Annotated in this window: 15 protein-coding genes; 7 read left to right on the plus strand and 8 right to left on the minus strand. The window is 66.2% G+C overall.

The features are described from left to right. Positions 1-31: 31 nt before the first annotated feature. Together FOS14_RS16900 and FOS14_RS16905 are read right to left on the minus strand one after the other, a co-directional pair. Complete coding sequence (locus FOS14_RS16900) at positions 32-2,683, minus strand: bifunctional GNAT family N-acetyltransferase/acetate--CoA ligase family protein (RefSeq protein ID WP_255450406.1); 2,652 nt, start codon at positions 2,681-2,683, stop codon at positions 32-34. Beyond that, the gene (locus FOS14_RS16905; protein WP_143771984.1) at positions 2,676-3,926 is read right to left on the minus strand and encodes an acetoin utilization protein AcuC; all 1,251 of its coding nucleotides are present in this window, start codon (positions 3,924-3,926) and stop codon (positions 2,676-2,678) included. The genes FOS14_RS16900 and FOS14_RS16905 overlap by 8 nt, the downstream gene beginning before the upstream one ends. A gap of 192 nt (positions 3,927-4,118) precedes the next feature. On the opposite strand from FOS14_RS16905, the gene FOS14_RS16910 reads away from it, so the two are divergent. Beyond that, positions 4,119-4,805, plus strand: a complete 687-nt coding sequence (locus FOS14_RS16910) for a metal-dependent transcriptional regulator (protein WP_143771985.1) — start codon at positions 4,119-4,121, stop codon at positions 4,803-4,805. A 51-nt stretch (positions 4,806-4,856) separates the two neighbouring features. Next, positions 4,857-5,840 (plus strand): UDP-glucose 4-epimerase GalE, encoded by a 984-nt coding sequence (gene galE, locus FOS14_RS16915; protein WP_143771986.1) that lies wholly within the window; start codon positions 4,857-4,859, stop codon positions 5,838-5,840. A gap of 11 nt (positions 5,841-5,851) precedes the next feature. On the opposite strand, the gene FOS14_RS16920 is transcribed toward galE, so the two are convergent. Then, positions 5,852-7,036: a DUF4192 domain-containing protein gene (locus tag FOS14_RS16920; RefSeq protein ID WP_143771987.1), complete on the minus strand. Its 1,185-nt coding sequence runs from the start codon at positions 7,034-7,036 to the stop codon at positions 5,852-5,854. 159 nt (positions 7,037-7,195) lie between these two features. After that, complete coding sequence (locus tag FOS14_RS16925) at positions 7,196-7,918, minus strand: sensor domain-containing protein (protein ID WP_255450407.1); 723 nt, start codon at positions 7,916-7,918, stop codon at positions 7,196-7,198. 278 nt (positions 7,919-8,196) lie between these two features. Here FOS14_RS16925 and FOS14_RS16930 point away from each other — a divergent pair, with 278 nt between their 5' ends. Both FOS14_RS16930 and FOS14_RS16935 read left to right on the plus strand, forming a co-directional pair. Continuing rightward, positions 8,197-9,132: a proteasome assembly chaperone family protein gene (locus tag FOS14_RS16930; protein WP_143771988.1), complete on the plus strand. Its 936-nt coding sequence runs from the start codon at positions 8,197-8,199 to the stop codon at positions 9,130-9,132. Positions 9,133-9,292: 160 nt separating this feature from the next. After that, positions 9,293-11,791: a DEAD/DEAH box helicase gene (locus FOS14_RS16935; RefSeq protein ID WP_185981811.1), complete on the plus strand. Its 2,499-nt coding sequence runs from the start codon at positions 9,293-9,295 to the stop codon at positions 11,789-11,791. A gap of 6 nt (positions 11,792-11,797) precedes the next feature. On the opposite strand, the gene FOS14_RS16940 is transcribed toward FOS14_RS16935, so the two are convergent. After that, positions 11,798-12,232 (minus strand): DUF5997 family protein, encoded by a 435-nt coding sequence (locus FOS14_RS16940; RefSeq protein WP_143771989.1) that lies wholly within the window; start codon positions 12,230-12,232, stop codon positions 11,798-11,800. Between the two features lie 51 nt (positions 12,233-12,283). On the opposite strand from FOS14_RS16940, the gene FOS14_RS16945 reads away from it, so the two are divergent. Next, positions 12,284-12,988: a LysR family substrate-binding domain-containing protein gene (locus FOS14_RS16945; RefSeq protein WP_143771990.1), complete on the plus strand. Its 705-nt coding sequence runs from the start codon at positions 12,284-12,286 to the stop codon at positions 12,986-12,988. On the opposite strand, the gene FOS14_RS16950 is transcribed toward FOS14_RS16945, so the two are convergent. Further along, entirely contained in the window at positions 12,989-13,903 is a 915-nt protein-coding gene (locus FOS14_RS16950; RefSeq protein WP_143771991.1) for a hydrogen peroxide-inducible genes activator, read from the minus strand. 110 nt (positions 13,904-14,013) lie between these two features. On the opposite strand from FOS14_RS16950, the gene FOS14_RS16955 reads away from it, so the two are divergent. After that, positions 14,014-14,601, plus strand: a complete 588-nt coding sequence (locus FOS14_RS16955; RefSeq protein ID WP_143771992.1) for a peroxiredoxin — start codon at positions 14,014-14,016, stop codon at positions 14,599-14,601. Between the two features lie 82 nt (positions 14,602-14,683). After that, complete coding sequence (locus FOS14_RS16960) at positions 14,684-15,223, plus strand: carboxymuconolactone decarboxylase family protein (protein ID WP_143771993.1); 540 nt, start codon at positions 14,684-14,686, stop codon at positions 15,221-15,223. Between the two features lie 40 nt (positions 15,224-15,263). Here the strand turns inward: FOS14_RS16960 and FOS14_RS16965 are convergent, their stop codons facing one another. Next, on the minus strand, positions 15,264-15,644 hold the full coding sequence (locus tag FOS14_RS16965; RefSeq protein ID WP_143771994.1) for a hypothetical protein: 381 nt from the start codon (positions 15,642-15,644) through the stop codon (positions 15,264-15,266). Between the two features lie 103 nt (positions 15,645-15,747). Further along, positions 15,748-16,416: a hypothetical protein gene (locus FOS14_RS16970; RefSeq protein ID WP_143771995.1), complete on the minus strand. Its 669-nt coding sequence runs from the start codon at positions 16,414-16,416 to the stop codon at positions 15,748-15,750. Positions 16,417-16,445: the final 29 nt, after the last annotated feature.

The raw sequence follows: 16,445 nt of genomic DNA on the forward strand, positions 1-16,445 counted from the left end.
TCCGGCGCCGTTGCCGTCTCCGAGACCTTGCTCAGCGCAGGCGGCGGGGCCCGGTGTCCGGCCTGCTCGGTTCGGGTCCGATCCGGATGCGCGCATACAGCGGTTCAATCCCCGACGGCGAGACGTGCACGGGCTCACACGCGAGTTCGCGGACTTCAGGAAGGTCGACGGCGAGCGCCGAGATCCGCCGCAACAGATCTCGCAGCGCCGACTTGTCGACCGGCGCTTCACCGCGATACCCGGACAGCAAGGGCGCCGCCCGCGGTGCCTCCACCATCTCGGCGACCTCGTCCTCGGTGAGGGGCAGCGCCCGATATACCCGGTCGCCGAGCAGGTCCATCACTCCTGACAACCCAAAGGTCATCACCGACCCGAACGACGGGTCGTCGGCAACGCGCACCACGCAACCGACGCCTTTGGTGGCCATGCGCTGCACGTGGACCAGCGGGTTGTCCGACACCGACGCAAGGTCGGCATATGCCTCGCGCACCCCGTCTGGAGTCGACAGGTCCAACCGCACGCCCTGCAGGTCCGGGCGAGATCGCCACTGCGGACCCGTCGCCTTGACGGCGACCGGATAGCCCAGTTCAGCAGCGGCGGCGACGGCCTGCTCGGCGGATTCGGCCGGCCTGAACGCCACGATGTCGATGCCGTAGCAGCCGAGCAACGTGACCACCCGCTCGTCGCTGAGCCATTCACCGGTCGGCGCCTCGGCGAGCCATTCCGCAACCAGTCGCCGCGCCATGTCCATGTCGATCCCCGCGGGCCGGACGGTCTTGGACACCGGTCGGTCGCGCCAAGCGGCGTAGCGGGCGATCCGGCCCAGCGCCCGCACCCCGCTGCCCGGGTCGGGGTAGGACGGGATCGACCCCCAGGCTGCTGCGCCGTTCGCATCGACGGTGGCCAACGCCTGCGGAAGCCCTTCGGCTGCAAGGAAAGTAGACAAGACTGGTTTGCCGCCTTCGAGCGCTCCGGCGCGCAGGGCAGCGCCGTACGGTTCGAGCGGGACCGGCACGGGCGGCGCAAAGATCACCACGATCGAGTCCACCGTCGGCAGCGCCATCGCGCTCCGCACCGCGGCCTCGAAATCCGCCGGCGTGGCCGTGGGGCCGAGATTGACCGGCTCGGTGACCTCGAGCCCCTCGATGCCCGCGGCGTCGATGGCCAACCATGCCAGCGCCGCACTGTTGCTGATCACCGCAATCCGTCGTCCGGCGGGCAGCGGTTGGTGCTCGAGCAAGGCGGCGCAATCGAACAACTCGACCACGGAATCGACCTGGATGATCCCGGCCTGGGCGAAGAGGTCTCGCATGATCGGCGCGGACATCTGCAACGGCGGGGGTTCGGCCGACAGCCACACGCCGCCGCGTCCGCTGCGGACTGCGACGATCGGCTTCGACCGTGCGAGCCGCCGGGAGATCCGGGAGAACTTGCGCGGATTGCCCACGCTTTCCAGGTACAACAGCACCACGTCGGTCTCGGGATCGGAGTCCCAGTACTGCAGCAGATCGTTGCCGGACAGGTCGGCACGGTTGCCGGCGGATACGAACACCGACAGACCCAGCCCCCGCAACGCCGCCTGACCCAATATCGACGCGCCCAACGGTCCGGACTGGCAAAAGAACCCGATCCGGCCCCGCCCCGGCAGGATCGGCGCGAGCGAGGCGTTGAGGCCGACCTCGGGATCCAGATTGACGATTCCCAGCGCGTTCGGCCCCACCAACCGCATACCGTGATCGCGAACCGACGCGACGAGTCGCCGCTCGGCGGCCGCGCCGTCCGGTCCCGACTCTGCGAACCCGGCGGTCAGGACCACGAGACCTTTGACGCCCTTGGCCATGCAGTCGTCGAGCACCGAATCGATCTTCGAGGCGGGCACGGCAATCACGGCCAGGTCGACGTCATCGGGTATCTCGCGCACGGTCGGATAGGCACGCACTCCGCGGATCGAACGATGCGTCGGATGGACCGGAAACACCGGCCCGGTGAAACCGGCGTCCAGCAGATTATTCAGCACGACCGCACCCACCTTGGCGGGGTTGCGCGAAGCACCGATCACCGCGACGGACCCCGGGGCCAGCAGGTTGCGCACGCTACGAGCCTCCGACGCGCGTTCGCGCGAATTGCGTACGGAGACCAGCGCTTCCGTCGGGTCGATGGCGAACTCGAGGTGCAATACCGTGCCGTCTCGGCTGCGGCTGATCTGGTAGCCCGCCTCCCGGAACACGGTGATCATCTGGCGGTTTTCGGCGAGCACCTCGGCGACGAAGTATTCGATCCCGTTTTCGGCGGCCATGGCAGCGAGATGCTCGAGCAGGATCGAGCCGAGTCCGCGTCCCTGATGGGCGTCCGCGACGACGAAAGCGACCTCGGCAGAGCGGTTACCTGCGCTGTCGGGAAGTCGCTCATAGATACCGACCGCGATGATGCGCCCGCCGAGCAGCGCGATCAACGCCACCCGGTCGCGGTGGTCAACGTGAGTGGCGCGCTCGAGATCGCGCGCCGACATCGTCGGATAGGGCCCGAAGTAGCGCAGGTAGCGGGTCCGCTCGGAGAGTCCACTGTGAAACTCGACCAGCGCGTCGGCGTCGGCCGGAGTGATCGGCCGCAGATGCACCACACCGCCGTCAGAGGCGAGTACGTCCGATTCCCAGCGTTGCGGGTAATCCAGTGTTTCAGTCACGAGGATCGTCCGGGTCGAGGCCGAGCAACGGAAACGCCGCGCGGCGAGTGGCCAGTATTGCCGAATCTACTTGCCGCAGCGCGTTGTTCGAGCGTGCATCCGATAACTCGGGAGCGCCGCCCGGTCCGTCCCACGGCCGGAAGTTCGTGTCGCCGTCCTCCCCCATCCGGTCGGGAATAGACACGGTCGGCGCCATCGCGCCCACGCGTTCCCGCCATGTGCGCGGCACCGCCGCAGCCGGATCGATGTCCTTATCGAGTGCGGCGGCAATCAGGTGTGTCCACGACCTGGGCACAACCCGGACCAGTCCGTAGCCACCGCCGCCCACAGCCAGCCACCGTCCTTCACAGTGGCGGTCCGCCAGGTCCCGCATCGCCAAAAATGCCGCGCGCTGGCCGTCCACCGTCAGCGCCAGGTCCGCCAGTGGGTCTTCGCGATGCGTGTCGACCCCGCATTGACTGATGAGGATCTGCGGCCGAAAAGCACCGATCGCACCCGGGACCACGGCATGAAAAGCGCGCAGCCACAAGGCGTCCGACGTTCCCGGCAGCAGCGGCAGGTTGATGGCAGTGCCCTCCGCCGGCGCCAACCCCACATCTGTCGCCCACCCGGTGTTGGGCCACAGCGTCGCCGGATGCTGGTGGATCGAAACGGTCAGCACCCGCGGATCTGCGGCGAAGGCGTGCTGCACTCCGTCGCCGTGGTGCACATCCACGTCGACGTAGGCAATCCGATCGAACCCGTTGTCGAGCAACCAGGAAATCGCTATCGCCACGTCGTTGTACACGCAGAACCCAGACGCCGCGGCCGGCATCGCGTGGTGCATTCCACCGCCGATGCTCACCGCACGACGGGTTCGGCCGGCTGCAATTTCCCTTGCCGCGCACAGTGTGCCACCGGAAATGACGGACGCGGCCTCATGCATGCCGGCGAACACCGGATTGTCGGGGGAACCCAACCCGTAAGGCGGGTTCAGCGGTTCGCCCGGCGGCTGGCGGGCATGCCGGACGGCATTCACGTACGCGGGGCTGTGAATTCGCAGCAACTCCGCGTCGGTCGCCGGAGTGGGTTCGATGACCTCGACGCCCTCCAGGAGACCGATCTCTCGGGCCAGGGCCATCGTGAGGTCCAGGCGTGCCGGATTCATCGGGTGACCAGGGGTCCAGGTGTAGTCCAGATAGGAACGGCTCCACACCACCGCATGGTCGGCGGCGGTGTGAGGTCGTGGTGGCGAAGCTGCCATAACACCCAACCTAGTTGCTTGCGACGGTCTGCCGCCCAGTGACCGCTCCGATCGATATCGGTGTTGCCGCGGGAAGTTTTGCCGCGGAGGCATCGTTGCACTCTGCGATGACACCGGAGCGAATCGCGTGGTCAGCGTGCGCTGAGACAAATATCGACCGGTAGAATCTCGCGGTGACGAAGGGGTGTGAGGGTGAAGGATCTGGTGGATACCACGGAGATGTATCTCCGGACCATCTACGACCTCGAGGAAGAGGGTGTGGTCCCATTGCGGGCCCGCATCGCCGAGCGCCTCGAGCAGAGCGGGCCGACGGTGAGCCAGACGGTTGCCCGGATGGAACGTGACGGACTGCTGCAGGTCGCCGGAGATCGCCACCTGGAGCTCACCGACAAGGGCCGCAGCCTCGCCGTCGCGGTCATGCGCAAGCACCGGCTTGCCGAGCGGTTGCTGGTCGACATCATCGGCCTCGAGTGGGAGCAGGTGCACGCGGAGGCCTGCCGCTGGGAACATGTGATGAGCGAGGAGGTCGAGCGCCGCCTCGTCGAGGTCCTCAACCATCCCACCACGTCCCCGTACGGCAACCCCATTCCCGGTCTCGCCGACCTCGGCCTGATCCGCGACGACGGCAACCGGGAAGACCTGGTGCGGCTGAGCGACCTGCCGGCCGACAAGCCGACGGCCGTCGTCGTGCGGCGGTTGGCTGAACACATTCAGACGGAACCAGCGGTCATCGGCCGCCTGCGCGAAGCCGGCGTGGTGCCGGATGCCCGGGTTACCGTCGAGAATCGCGCGGGCACAGTGGTAATCACCGTCCCCGGGCACGACGACTTCGAGTTGCCGGAGGAAATGGCACACGCCGTGCAGGTGAAGACGGTCTGACGAGGTCCCCCCGCCCGGCATGCGGGGCCGGGCAGTGGAGGGAGTTCGACAATGAAGTTGCTGGTAACCGGCGGCGCCGGCTATGTCGGCAGTGTCTGCGCACAGGTGCTGCTGGAGTCGGGGCACGAAGTGGCAGTGATCGATGACCTGTCCACCGGGAACCGCGACGCGGTGCCGCAGGGCGCCCGGTTCCTCGAGGGCGACATCGCCGAGGTAGCACCCGAGTTGCTGGCGAGTGAGTCCTTCGACGGGGTCTTGCATTTCGCAGCGCAGTCCCTGGTGGGCGAATCGGTGGTCGAGCCGGAGAAGTACTGGCACGGCAATGTGGTCAAAACGCTGACGTTGCTCGAAGCTATCCGCATCAGCGGCACACCACGGCTCGTCTTTTCCTCTACCGCCGCGACCTACGGAGAGCCCGAGCAGTCGCCGATCACCGAGCAGGCACCGACCCGGCCCACCAACCCCTACGGGGCGAGCAAGCTCGCCATCGATCACGCCATTACCTCCTACGCCGTGGCCCATCGGCTTGCCGCCACCAGCCTGCGGTATTTCAACGTTGCCGGCGCCTATGCGGGCTTCGGCGAAAACCGGGTCGTGGAAACACATTTGATTCCGTTGGTCCTCCAGGTCGCCGCCGGCTACCGGGATAAGGTGTCGGTGTTCGGCACTGACTGGCCGACCAAGGACGGCACGGCGATCCGCGACTACATCCACATCCGCGACCTCGCCGACGCGCACATCCTCGCGCTGGAGTCCGCTGAGCCCGGGACCCACCGCATCTACAACCTCGGCAGCGGGGCCGGGTTTTCGGTGCGTGAGGTGATCACCGCCTGCCAACGCGTCACCGGCAAACCGATCAATGCCGTCGACGCGCCGCGGCGCGCCGGCGATCCCGCGGTGCTCATCGCATCCAGTGAACGGGCGATCGCGGAACTCGGATGGCGCCCACAACACACCGATCTCGATGAGATCGTCAGCGACGCATGGGATTACCTGCTCGCTCTCGGGCCCCGCGCGCACGCGGCGGGCTCGTAGCCGACGGGGCATCAGCACTCCGGCGGCAACCGCACACCGAGCGCGTCGGCCGCCGCGAACCCGGCGACGGCGGTCTCTCGGATGACTGCCGGCCGCATGCCCAACTGCAGTGCCTGATCGAGCATTCGGGCCAACCGATACTCCGGGTCGGCGGTGAGCGCGGCCTCGAGCGACACCCCGGCAAGCGGGCCGTCACCCCGGATGTACGCGCACATGGCCAGCAGGGTTGCCGCCGCCGCCCGTGCGGTGCCGGGCAGCGATCTGGTCAGCAGCAGAAACATCCGTTCGGCCGCCTCGGCGGCGTCGCCGACGCTCAGCGCGAGCAAGGCGTCCCGGACGCTCGTGTTGGTCAGTGCGGCCCCAAGTTCGGCGATTTCGGGCGCGAGCAGTCTGGCCCCGGATTCGAGATTGGCAATCTGGCGCAGGACCAGCTCCAGTTGGCGTCGCGCGTAGGAAAGCGGGTCCGCGCGTTGCACAGCAAGTTCCATGGCGAGCACAGTCGAGTCGAGAACTTTGTCGAGATGGTCGGCGACCAAGGCGGTCTCGCGGCTGTCCACCGGATCGAGCTGCGCGGCGATATCCGCGCGACTGCGCCGTATCTGATGGCCTTCGAACACGTGCGCCGCGGCCACGAAGGACGCATTGGGATCGGGCAGAACACCGCGGCGGGGGTCTGTGCCCAGACTCCACCATTGCGCGCCCGCTTCGATCTGCGAAACCACGTGCGCGCCGATGAGCTTCGTGCCACAGGCGTCGAGGAGATACGCCAACTCGTCGACGATGTCTTCGTGCATCCAGCGGCGCACGATGCCCTCGATCTCTTCCCGGTCGTGCCAGTCGGCTGCGCCGGACACAGGCACCGCGATATGCACATCCGTGCAGTCGTCGACGATGACGACAAGCGCCTTGGACGCGTTTTCCGCATCGCATACTGCGGCGAACCGTTCGAGCGCCGCTGACATCGCGGGGTCCGTCTCGGCGCGGTCCGGTTCATACCAGTTGGGCAGCACAAGATCATGGCGCATCACCGTGCCGACCCCACCGCCACTGGGTCCGCCGATGCAGATCAGCACCACCGAGTTCGTCGGTACGAATCCGAGCAGGGCGGGAACGGCGGCGATGAGGTCCGCCGGATCGGTGATCCGTACGCGCGTCGGCGAGTCGACCGGACCGGGAGAGGGTGCAGAAGTTGTCATGGCCCAACTGTGCGCGAGCCGTCCACCGGTTCGATCCGCTCGACCTGGGCTTTTATTTTTCCTGTGGATCAGTGGCAAATGCGTAGGTCACTGTGGACAACGTCACGATGTTCGGACCTGAGCTGTCGGCGTCATGTGCTAGGGCGAAGACCCACCGCGTCAGCTGCGCCGGACCTTGCCGACGACGTCGGTGAAGATCTGGTCGAGTGTCGCGGTATCGGGCCGATTGCTGCCAAACGTCATGAATGTCGCGGTGATTCGCACGTCGCCGACCTGCGCCACGAGACTGAGCATCGACTGCTTGAGCGGCTTGACCGCCTTGCCGGAGGTCAGGGTCTGCCGTACCGCGAGGGTGTCATCGGCGTCGATCGGCGGAGGCGGGGTCAGTTCGCTGCGCAGAGTGGCGGTGTTTCCGTTCTTGCGAACCGTCACCTTCGTGCATTCGCGCAGCTGGTCCCGACGTTGGGAGAGCGGTTCAGTGACCCGGGCCAATTCGATGGTGATGGTCGAACGCGTGGAGTTGTCGGTGCCCACGATGATCGCGGTGCCATCGGCGCTGTAATCCTGCGCCGGTGGCTGGCACGACGGGGGCGTGACGGTCGCTCCGGCGGCGATACCGACCAGGTCGTGGGCCGCCTCGGCAGCCGCCGGCGGCGGCAACACAACGGCCGTATACGGTGCGGGGAAAGCACCCGGGGCTGGCAGCAGCGACGACAAGGACGCGGCGACGTGGTGTAGCGAACCGGCCTGCGAATTCGCGGCGACCGCCGTGCCCGAAACCACCGAGGAGCAACCTGCCAACGCCAGAGCGGCCGGCAGCATGACGGCCGCTGCCACAGCGGTCATCCGGCAGCCGAAATACCCACGGTGTATTGACGTCACGACTACTCGCCTCTCCCCGATCTGTGCTTTCTCGGCCCACTCTGCCATCTGCGGCATCGACTTCCGTGCGGCTACGCCGTCGATCGAGGGAATTTTCGGCGCATTTCCCCACCGATTTCCCCGGGCCGGCACATACATCCGAAAATGCCGGGAATGACCGAACCGGCGGTGACGTTGGCTCTCACGTGGGCGCTCGGCAAGCAGTGGTCGGTCGAGGAGCCCGCAGCATGCACCGATAAGCGACAATGGAAGGTGTTCGAAGCCGAAAGGGGTCCGCAATGGACGATCAGTCGAGGATGTACGAGCTGGAGTTTCCGGCGCCGCAGCTGTCCTCAGCCGATGGCGACGGCCCGGTCCTGATCCACGGGCTCGAAGGCTTCACCGACGCCGGGCATGCGGTGCGGCTCGCCACCAAACACTTGCGCGAGAGCCTCGAGACCGAACTCGTCGCCTCCTTCGATGTCGATGAACTACTCGACTACCGCTCGCGCCGGCCGACGATGACTTTCAAGACGGATCACTTTTCCGACTACGAGGAGCCGGAGCTGAATCTCTACGCGGTGCGCGACACTGTTGGGACGCCGTTCCTGCTGCTGGCCGGGATGGAGCCGGACCTGCGGTGGGAACGCTTCACCACCGCCGTGCGGTTGCTTGCCGAGCAGCTCGGCGTGCGCCGGACAATCGGACTCTCGGCAATTCCGATGGCGATCCCGCACACCCGTCCGCTCGGGGTGACCGCGCACGCGAGCAACAAGGAACTGATTTCCGACTACCAGGGCTGGGTTGGCGAGTTGCAGGTGCCCGGCAGCGCGTCGTCGCTGCTCGAGTTCCGGATGGCGCAGCATGGTCACGAGTCCGTCGGATTTTCGGTGCACGTGCCGCACTACCTGTCGCAGACCGACTATCCCGAGGCCGCGCAGACGCTGCTCGAGAACGTCAGCTCGAACGCCGGCCTCGAGTTGCCGCTCGCCGCGCTCGGCGAGGCGGCCGCACGGGTTCGCGAGCAGGTCAACGAGCACATCAACGGCAACGCCGAGGTGGAGGCTGTGGTGACCGCGCTGGAGCAGCAGTACGACAGCTACGTCGCCGCGCAGGAGCGCCAGTCCGGCTTGCTCGCCGGTGACGGCAGCCTGCCCAGCGGCGAGGAGCTCGGCGCCGAGTTCGAACGGTTCCTGGCCGAGCAGGGCGGCTATGACACCGGCCGCGACAGCTGAAAGCTGCTTCGCGGCCAATCAAACGCCGGCCGCGACAGCTGAAAGCTGCTTCGCGGCCAATCAAACGCCGGCCGCGACAGCTGAAAGCTGCTTCGCGGCCAAACAAGCACAGCCCGGGACAGCTGACGGTCCACCGGCGACTCGCGGCTAGCCTGTGTCGGTGCACTTGCCCGCCCTGATCAGCGACGGCACTACCGACCCCGACCACCTGTATGACGCCTTCACCGCGTGGGCCCGTGCACGCGGCTACGAGCTGTACCCGGCGCAGGACGATGCGCTCATCGAGTTGGTCTCCGGCGCCAACGTGATTTTGGCGACGCCAACGGGTTCCGGTAAATCGATGGTCGCGGTCGGCGCACACTTTGCCGCTCTCGCTCGCGGCCAGCGGTCGTATTACACCGCGCCCATCAAAGCGCTGGTGAGCGAGAAGTTTTTCGCGCTCTGTGACGTTTTCGGCGCCGACCGCGTCGGCATGGTTACCGGCGACGCGGCTGTGAATGCGGACGCGCCGATCATTTGCGCGACCGCGGAGATCCTCGCCAACCTCGCATTGCGGGAGGGCCCGGCTGCCGATGTCGGTCAGGTGGTCATGGACGAGTTCCATTACTACGCCGAACCGGATCGCGGGTGGGCATGGCAGGTGCCGCTGCTGGAGCTCCCCCGGGCCCAATTCCTGCTCATGTCGGCGACGCTGGGCGACGTCGACTTCTTCGCCAAGGATCTCCAACGGCGTACCGGTCGTTCGACTGCGGTGGTTGCCGGGGCGCAACGTCCAGTGCCGCTGCATTATTCGTACGCGCTGACTTCCATCACCGAGACCATCGAGGAACTGGCGACCACCCATCAGGCCCCGGTCTACGTCGTGCACTTCACCCAGGCCGCCGCACTGGAACGCGCGCAAGCGTTGACCAGCCTGGCCCTGGCCGATCGTGCCGAAAAGGACGCGATCGCTGCCGCCGTCGGCGGGTTCCGGTTCACCACCGGGTTTGGAAAGACGTTGTCGCGCTTGGTGCGTCATGGCATCGGCGTACATCACGCCGGGATGCTGCCGAAATATCGACGGCTGGTGGAGAAGCTCGCTCAAGACGGCCTACTGAAGGTCATCTGCGGCACCGACACGCTCGGCGTGGGCATCAACGTCCCGATTCGCACCGTGCTGCTGACCGGACTAGTCAAGTACGACGGAGTGCGCACCCGGCAGCTGAAAGCCCGCGAGTTCCATCAGATCGCCGGACGCGCCGGGCGCGCCGGCTTCGACACGGTCGGCAACGTGGTGGTGCAGGCACCGGAGCACGAGATCGAAAACGCCAAAGCCCTTGCCAAAGCTGGTGACGACCCGAAAAGGCGCCGAAAAGTACAGCGCAAGAAGGCCCCTGAGGGCACGGTTTCGTGGAGCGAGCAAACCTTCGAGCGGCTGGTCGCCGCAGCACCGGAACCGTTGACGTCACAGTTCGCCGTCACCAACTCGATGTTGCTCAACGTCATTGCCCGACCGGGCAATTGCTTCGACGCAATGCGCCATCTGTTGGAAGACAACCACGAACCGCGCCCGGCGCAGCGGCGGCACATCCTGCGCGCGATCGCGTTGTATCGCGGACTCCGCGACGCCGGCGTGGTGCAACAACTCGATGCTCCCGATGAGACCGGCCGGCACGCCCGGCTGACCATCGACCTGCAACGCGACTTCGCCCTGGACCAGCCGCTGTCCCCCTTCGCGTTGGCGACTTTGGAATTGCTGGACGAGAATTCGCCGACATACACCCTCGACATCGTGTCGGTGATCGAAGCTACCCTCGAAGACCCCCGCCAACTCTTGATGGCCCAGCAGCACGCTGCACGCGGCGAGGCGGTGGAACGCATGAAGGCCGAGGGTCTCGATTACGACGAGCGGATAGCGCTCCTCGAAGACGTGACCTGGCCAAAACCGTTGCAGGACATTCTGGAGCCGGCMTACGAGATATACCGCCGCGGCCACCCGTGGATATCGGAGTTCGCACCGGCACCGAAGTCGGTGGTGCGGGACATGATCGAGCGGTCCATGACGTTTGCCGAACTGATCTCGCACTACGGCCTCACGCGGTCGGAGGGCTTGGTGTTGCGCTACCTTGCCGACTCCTACCGTGCCTTGCGGCGAACCGTCCCGGAATCGGTGCGGACCGACGAACTCGCCGACATCACCGAATGGCTCGGCGAGCTGGTGCGTCAGGTCGACTCCAGCCTGCTCGACGAGTGGGAGCAGCTCACCGATCCGGGCGCCGAAACCGATACCGAGGTGGCCAGTTTCACCGAAACCACACAGCGGCCGATATCGGCCAACGAGCGGTCGTTTCGGGTGCTGGTGCGCAATGCGATGTTCCGCCGTGTCGAACTTGCTGCGCTGCGACGGTGGGATGCATTGTCCGAGCTGGGCCCTGGCCCGGATTGGGAAGCAGCGCTGGCGGACTACTTCGCTGAATACGACTCGATCGGCACCGGACCGAATGCGCGCGGGCCCAAGCTGTTCCAGGCGCAGCCGGGCGGCGAGTTCTGGCGGGTTCGTCAGGTCCTGGATGACCCGGCCGGTGACCAAGGCTGGTCGATCGATGCCGTCGTCGACGTGGCGGAGTCCGATGCGGCCGGCGAAATCGTCTTCGACGACGTGACCGTCACCGCCGGGTGAGATGAGTCAGTCGGTCGGCTGGTGTGGCGGTCGCGCCGTCCGTGGCTCCCGATTCGATTCGGCGCGCGCCGCGGCACGTTGTTCGCGAACCCGCTTTTCCTCGCGGCGGACCTCGATCAGCGACTCTCGTTCGCGGCGCAGCCATTCGGGTTGTTCGGCCAGCAGCGCCTCGATCTCCGCCGTGGTCAGCGCCTGCGTCACGCCGCCTCGCGCCAGACCGGCGATGGAGACGCCGAGTTTCGCCGCCACCACTGGGCGCGGATGTGGGCCGTCGGCGCGCAGCGTTTGTAACCACGCCGGCGGGTTGTCCCGCCATTGGGCAAGTTGGTCACGCGAAATGGGCGCCGCGCGAAACTCCTCCGGCGTCGCCTCGAGGTAGACACCCAGTTTCTTGGCGGCGGTGGCGGGTTTCATCGTCTGCGCGGACTTGGACGCTTTCACGGCGGTCAGCCTAGACATTGCCCGTGCGCTAGGACGACATAACCTGGCGCGATGTCGACAGCACCCGACCGCAGGACCGTCGAGTCCTTCCGGCTCGGCTATGTGCCCGGCGTCTCCCCCGGCAAATGGGTCCGGATCTGGGGCGAACGCGTTCAGGGCACCCCGTTGGACCTGGTTCAGCTGAAACATCAGACGGCCGCCGACGAGTTGCGCTCATGCAGGGTGGACGCCGCGCTGCTGCGCCTGCCGGTCGACCGGTCGACCGAACCGGCGCTCAGCGTCATTCCGCTCTATACCGAGACCACCGTGGTGGTGGTTCCGAAGGAGCATCTGCTGTGTGCGCTCGATGAGGCCCGCCTCGACGATCTCGCCGACGAAACCGTCTGGCATCCCGACGACGACGTCCTCGACTGGGCGCAGGTACCCGGTCGGGCGGCGTCGAGCCGTCCGACCACCACGGCCGAGACCATCGAGTTGGTCGCCGCCGGAGTCGGTCTGGTGCTGGTACCGCAATCACTGGCCCGGCTGCATCACCGCAGGGATCTGACGTATCGGCCCATTACCGACGCTGTCCAGTCTCAGGTCGGCCTAGCGTGGCCGGAGGATGCCACCACAGATCTGGTCGAAGAATTCATCGGCATCGTTCGCGGTCGAACGGTGAACAGCTCACGCGGCCGCAGTCCTGCTGTACCGCAACAAAAAGCGAAACCAGCACGCAAGGGTAACCAGTCACCGCGACGCGCACGACGGCACTGACTACGGTCGCGGCAGTCGCCGAATCAACTCGGCGAGCCGCTCGAAATCCTCGGTCCGGGTGCTCGACCCGCGGAAGACCAGTCCAAGCGTGCGCCCGGGTGCCGGATCGGCGAATCGGGCGGTCTCGAGCCGGCCCCTCTTGGTTTCGACCGGGATTGCCATCCGGGGAACGAGTGTCACACCAAGACCGCCGGCGACGCATTGCACAACGGTGGCCAGTGACGCGGCGCGGGTGTCGCCGGCCGAGTCCGGACGCGCGTCGACCGACCTGCACAGCTCCAGCGTCTGATCGCGCAGGCAGTGTCCCTCGTCGAGTAGGAGCAGGGGAAGGTCGGCGACGATATCCGGAGCCAGATCGCTACGGCCGGCGAGTTCGTGCCCGGAGGGCAAGACCAGCACGAAATCCTCCGAGTACAACGGGATTTCAGCGAGCCCATTGACGTCGGAGGGCAACGCGACAAGCGCGACATCGAGCACCCCGGCTCGCAACCCGTCGAGCAACCGCGCGGTTTGGTCCTCGACAACCCGCAAGGTAAGGCCCGGCATGTGCTGACGCAACGTCGGGAGCAACGCGGGCAGGACATAGGGCGCCACGGTCGGGATGAAGCCCATGCGCAGCGGCCCGGTCAGGCTGTCGCCGACCCCGGCTGCTGCCGCGACGAATCGGTCCGCGGCCTCGAGGGTGGCCATCGCCTGGCCGAGCAACCGCTCGCCGGCAGCCGTGACAAGCACCCGTCGTGTGCTCCGCTCGATCAACTGCACCCCCAACCCGTGCTCGAGCGCAGCAAGGGACTGCGACAGCGTCGGTTGGCTCACCGCAAGCCGCGACGCCGCCGTGCCGAAGTGACGATACTCAGCGATGGCGACGAAAGCCCGCAGCTGCGACAGCGTTGGCTGATAACTCTGATCTGCCATACCTATCAATGTAGTGCAATTGATCACGTTTGCCTCTAATATGACCGAACTCATGATGAACTGGAATCACTACAAATTGGATCGATTCAAGAACTAGGAGGCCATTTCACATGGCATTGCTGACCATCGGCGACCAGTTCCCGGCATACAACCTCACCGCGGTGATCGGCGGCGACTTGTCGAAGGTCGACGCTCAGCAACCCGACGACTACTTCACCACCGTGACCAGCGACGACCACGCCGGCAAATGGCGCATTGTCTTCTTCTGGCCCAAGGACTTCACCTTCGTCTGCCCCACCGAGATCGCCGCGTTCGGCAAGCTGAACGATGAGTTCGAGGACCGCGACGCGCAGGTGCTCGGTGTGTCCGTCGACAACGAGTTCGTGCACTTCCAATGGCGGGCCCAGCATGAGGACCTCAAGAAGCTGCCGTTTCCGATGCTGAGCGACCTCAAGCGCGAACTGGCCACCGCCACCGGAGTGCTCAACGCGGAAGGTGTCGCGGACCGTGCCACCTTCATCATCGACCCGAACAACGAGATCCAGTTCGTGTCCGTGACGGCCGGATCCGTCGGCCGCAATGTCGACGAGGTGCTGCGCGTGCTCGACGCGCTGCAGTCCGACGAGCTGTGCGCCTGCAACTGGCGCAAGGGTGACCCGACCATCGACGCGGGCGAGCTGCTGAAGGCGGGTGTCTGAGAGAAATGAGCCTCCGAAGGCGAGCGCGAGCGAGGATCGCAGCGAGGAACGAGCGAGGACCGGAACGAGTGGGAGCCGAGAAATGAGTATCGACAATCTCAAGAGTTCGCTGCCCGAGTACGCCAAGGACCTCAAGCTCAATCTGTCCTCGATCTCGCGCAGCACCGTGCTGAACGAGCAGCAGTTGTGGGGCGCCCTACTCGCCACCGCTGCAGCTTCCAAATCCGCGACGACGCTGCAAGAGATCGCTGCCGAAGCTGCCGACACGCTTTCCGCGGAGGCGTACAACGCGGCGCTCGGCGCGGCATCGATCATGGGCATGAACAACGTCTTCTACCGCAGCAAGGGTTTCCTCGGCGGCCGCTACGACGACCTGCGGGCAGGTCTGCGGATGCAGATCATCGGAAACCCCGGCGTGCCGAAGGCAGACTTCGAGCTATGGTCACTGGCGGTCTCGGCCGTCAACGGCTGCGCACACTGCCTCGAGGCTCATGAGCAGACGCTGCGCAACGAGGGCGTGGACCGCGAAACCATCTTCGAGGCGCTGCGGGTCGCGTCGATCGTCGCGGGCGTCGCCCAGGCGGTGGAAACCGCCGGAGCGCTGGCAGGGGTCAGCGCCTAGGCCGGCCAGGAAGTATTCAGACGAGACGCCACGCCGAGGGTCACACCTCGGCTGGCGTCTCGTCTCGCATCTCGAAGACAGTCCGGCTCGAGGCAACCTCTTTGACCGCGCGGTAGCCCGGCAACTGGTGTCGACCTGCCGCACTAGCCGGCTCCGACCACTCCTGCGACTCCGCAGGCTCCGGCAACCGACTGCGCCGACGCTTCCGGGTCTCAACTGCTTCTTCGGCAATTCCAGCAGCGGGGACCGCCGCGATGTCATTGCGCACCCACCAGGTCTTGGCCGTCGTCATGACAGCCAGACCCACGCTCACCCCGATCACCACGGCAGACGGCAGGTGCTGCACGTAGCCGAGCACGACAATGCCGACCATCAGCGCAGTGCCGATGCCGGTCTCGATCGCCTTGTTGTATTTCGCCACTCGACCAAGCCCAATCCACTCATTCGAACAAAGCTCGACAGAGCGTATATGCCGACGGGCAAAGGCCCAGCAAAACCCGATGCTTTCGCCAATGATTCGCCGGTCAAGTCCGTCCCGCGGCAAGTTCTTGGTCAGTGAGCACTACGGCAATCTCGCGCCCCAGCGTGAAACCGGGCTGCAGCGGTAACCGATCTCCGCTCCAAAACCGGCCTGGGTCATACCAATTCGAACGATGACGGCGCTGCAGCAGCCCCATCGCCTCATAGGTGGAACCGACGACCTCCGCACAGTACGCGTACTCCAGCCTCGCGTCTTCGTCGCGCCGCCGGGCGGGCACGCGGCCGGCGAACCAGCGCGCGGTGACCTTCGCGGTCGAGGGGAACGGTGTTCCATCCAGTCGGGCGATGGTACGCAGGACCGCGTCCTCCTGTTCGCGAGAGACCGCCGGCTCGAGCTGGCGCAGCCAGCCCTGCTGCCCGTAACGACCCGACCACACCTGCACGGCCGCACGCAGATCGTGCAACTGCACGCCGCGCTGAAATCGACCGGTCCACATGTCCTGCAGCGAATGCCCGAGCTCGGCATGCCACATCAACGGCGGCAGGTCTTCGAGAACTACTGCCATCGCCACGTGGTTGACCGGGCTGTTGGTCAGTGCCCTGATCGCGCGGTCGGCGCCGGAACGACCACGAAATATCCAGATATCGCCCGTGCGGGTGTTATCCACGGCGGTATCGAGGCTGATCTGCGACGGAGTGGTCGGGACCGACATAGCAGCAAGGGTAAGCACGTCAGGGCCGG

It is taken from the genome of Skermania sp. ID1734, assembly GCF_007489285.1.
GTDB lineage: Bacteria > Actinomycetota > Actinomycetes > Mycobacteriales > Mycobacteriaceae > ID1734.

What these genes read in the sequence shown, in the direction of transcription:
- galE (WP_143771986.1), top strand. Translation starts at nt 4,857, where the DNA reads ATGAAGTTGCTGGTAACCGGCGGCGCCGGCTATGTCGGCAGTGTCTGC.
- FOS14_RS16970 (WP_143771995.1), bottom strand. Translation starts at nt 16,416, where the DNA reads ATGTCGGTCCCGACCACTCCGTCGCAGATCAGCCTCGATACCGCCGTG.
- FOS14_RS16955 (WP_143771992.1), top strand. Translation starts at nt 14,014, where the DNA reads ATGGCATTGCTGACCATCGGCGACCAGTTCCCGGCATACAACCTCACC.
- FOS14_RS16960 (WP_143771993.1), top strand. Translation starts at nt 14,684, where the DNA reads ATGAGTATCGACAATCTCAAGAGTTCGCTGCCCGAGTACGCCAAGGAC.
- FOS14_RS16945 (WP_143771990.1), top strand. Translation starts at nt 12,284, where the DNA reads ATGTCGACAGCACCCGACCGCAGGACCGTCGAGTCCTTCCGGCTCGGC.
- FOS14_RS16920 (WP_143771987.1), bottom strand. Translation starts at nt 7,036, where the DNA reads ATGACAACTTCTGCACCCTCTCCCGGTCCGGTCGACTCGCCGACGCGC.
- FOS14_RS16950 (WP_143771991.1), bottom strand. Translation starts at nt 13,903, where the DNA reads ATGGCAGATCAGAGTTATCAGCCAACGCTGTCGCAGCTGCGGGCTTTC.
- FOS14_RS16905 (WP_143771984.1), bottom strand. Translation starts at nt 3,926, where the DNA reads ATGGCAGCTTCGCCACCACGACCTCACACCGCCGCCGACCATGCGGTG.
- FOS14_RS16930 (WP_143771988.1), top strand. Translation starts at nt 8,197, where the DNA reads ATGGACGATCAGTCGAGGATGTACGAGCTGGAGTTTCCGGCGCCGCAG.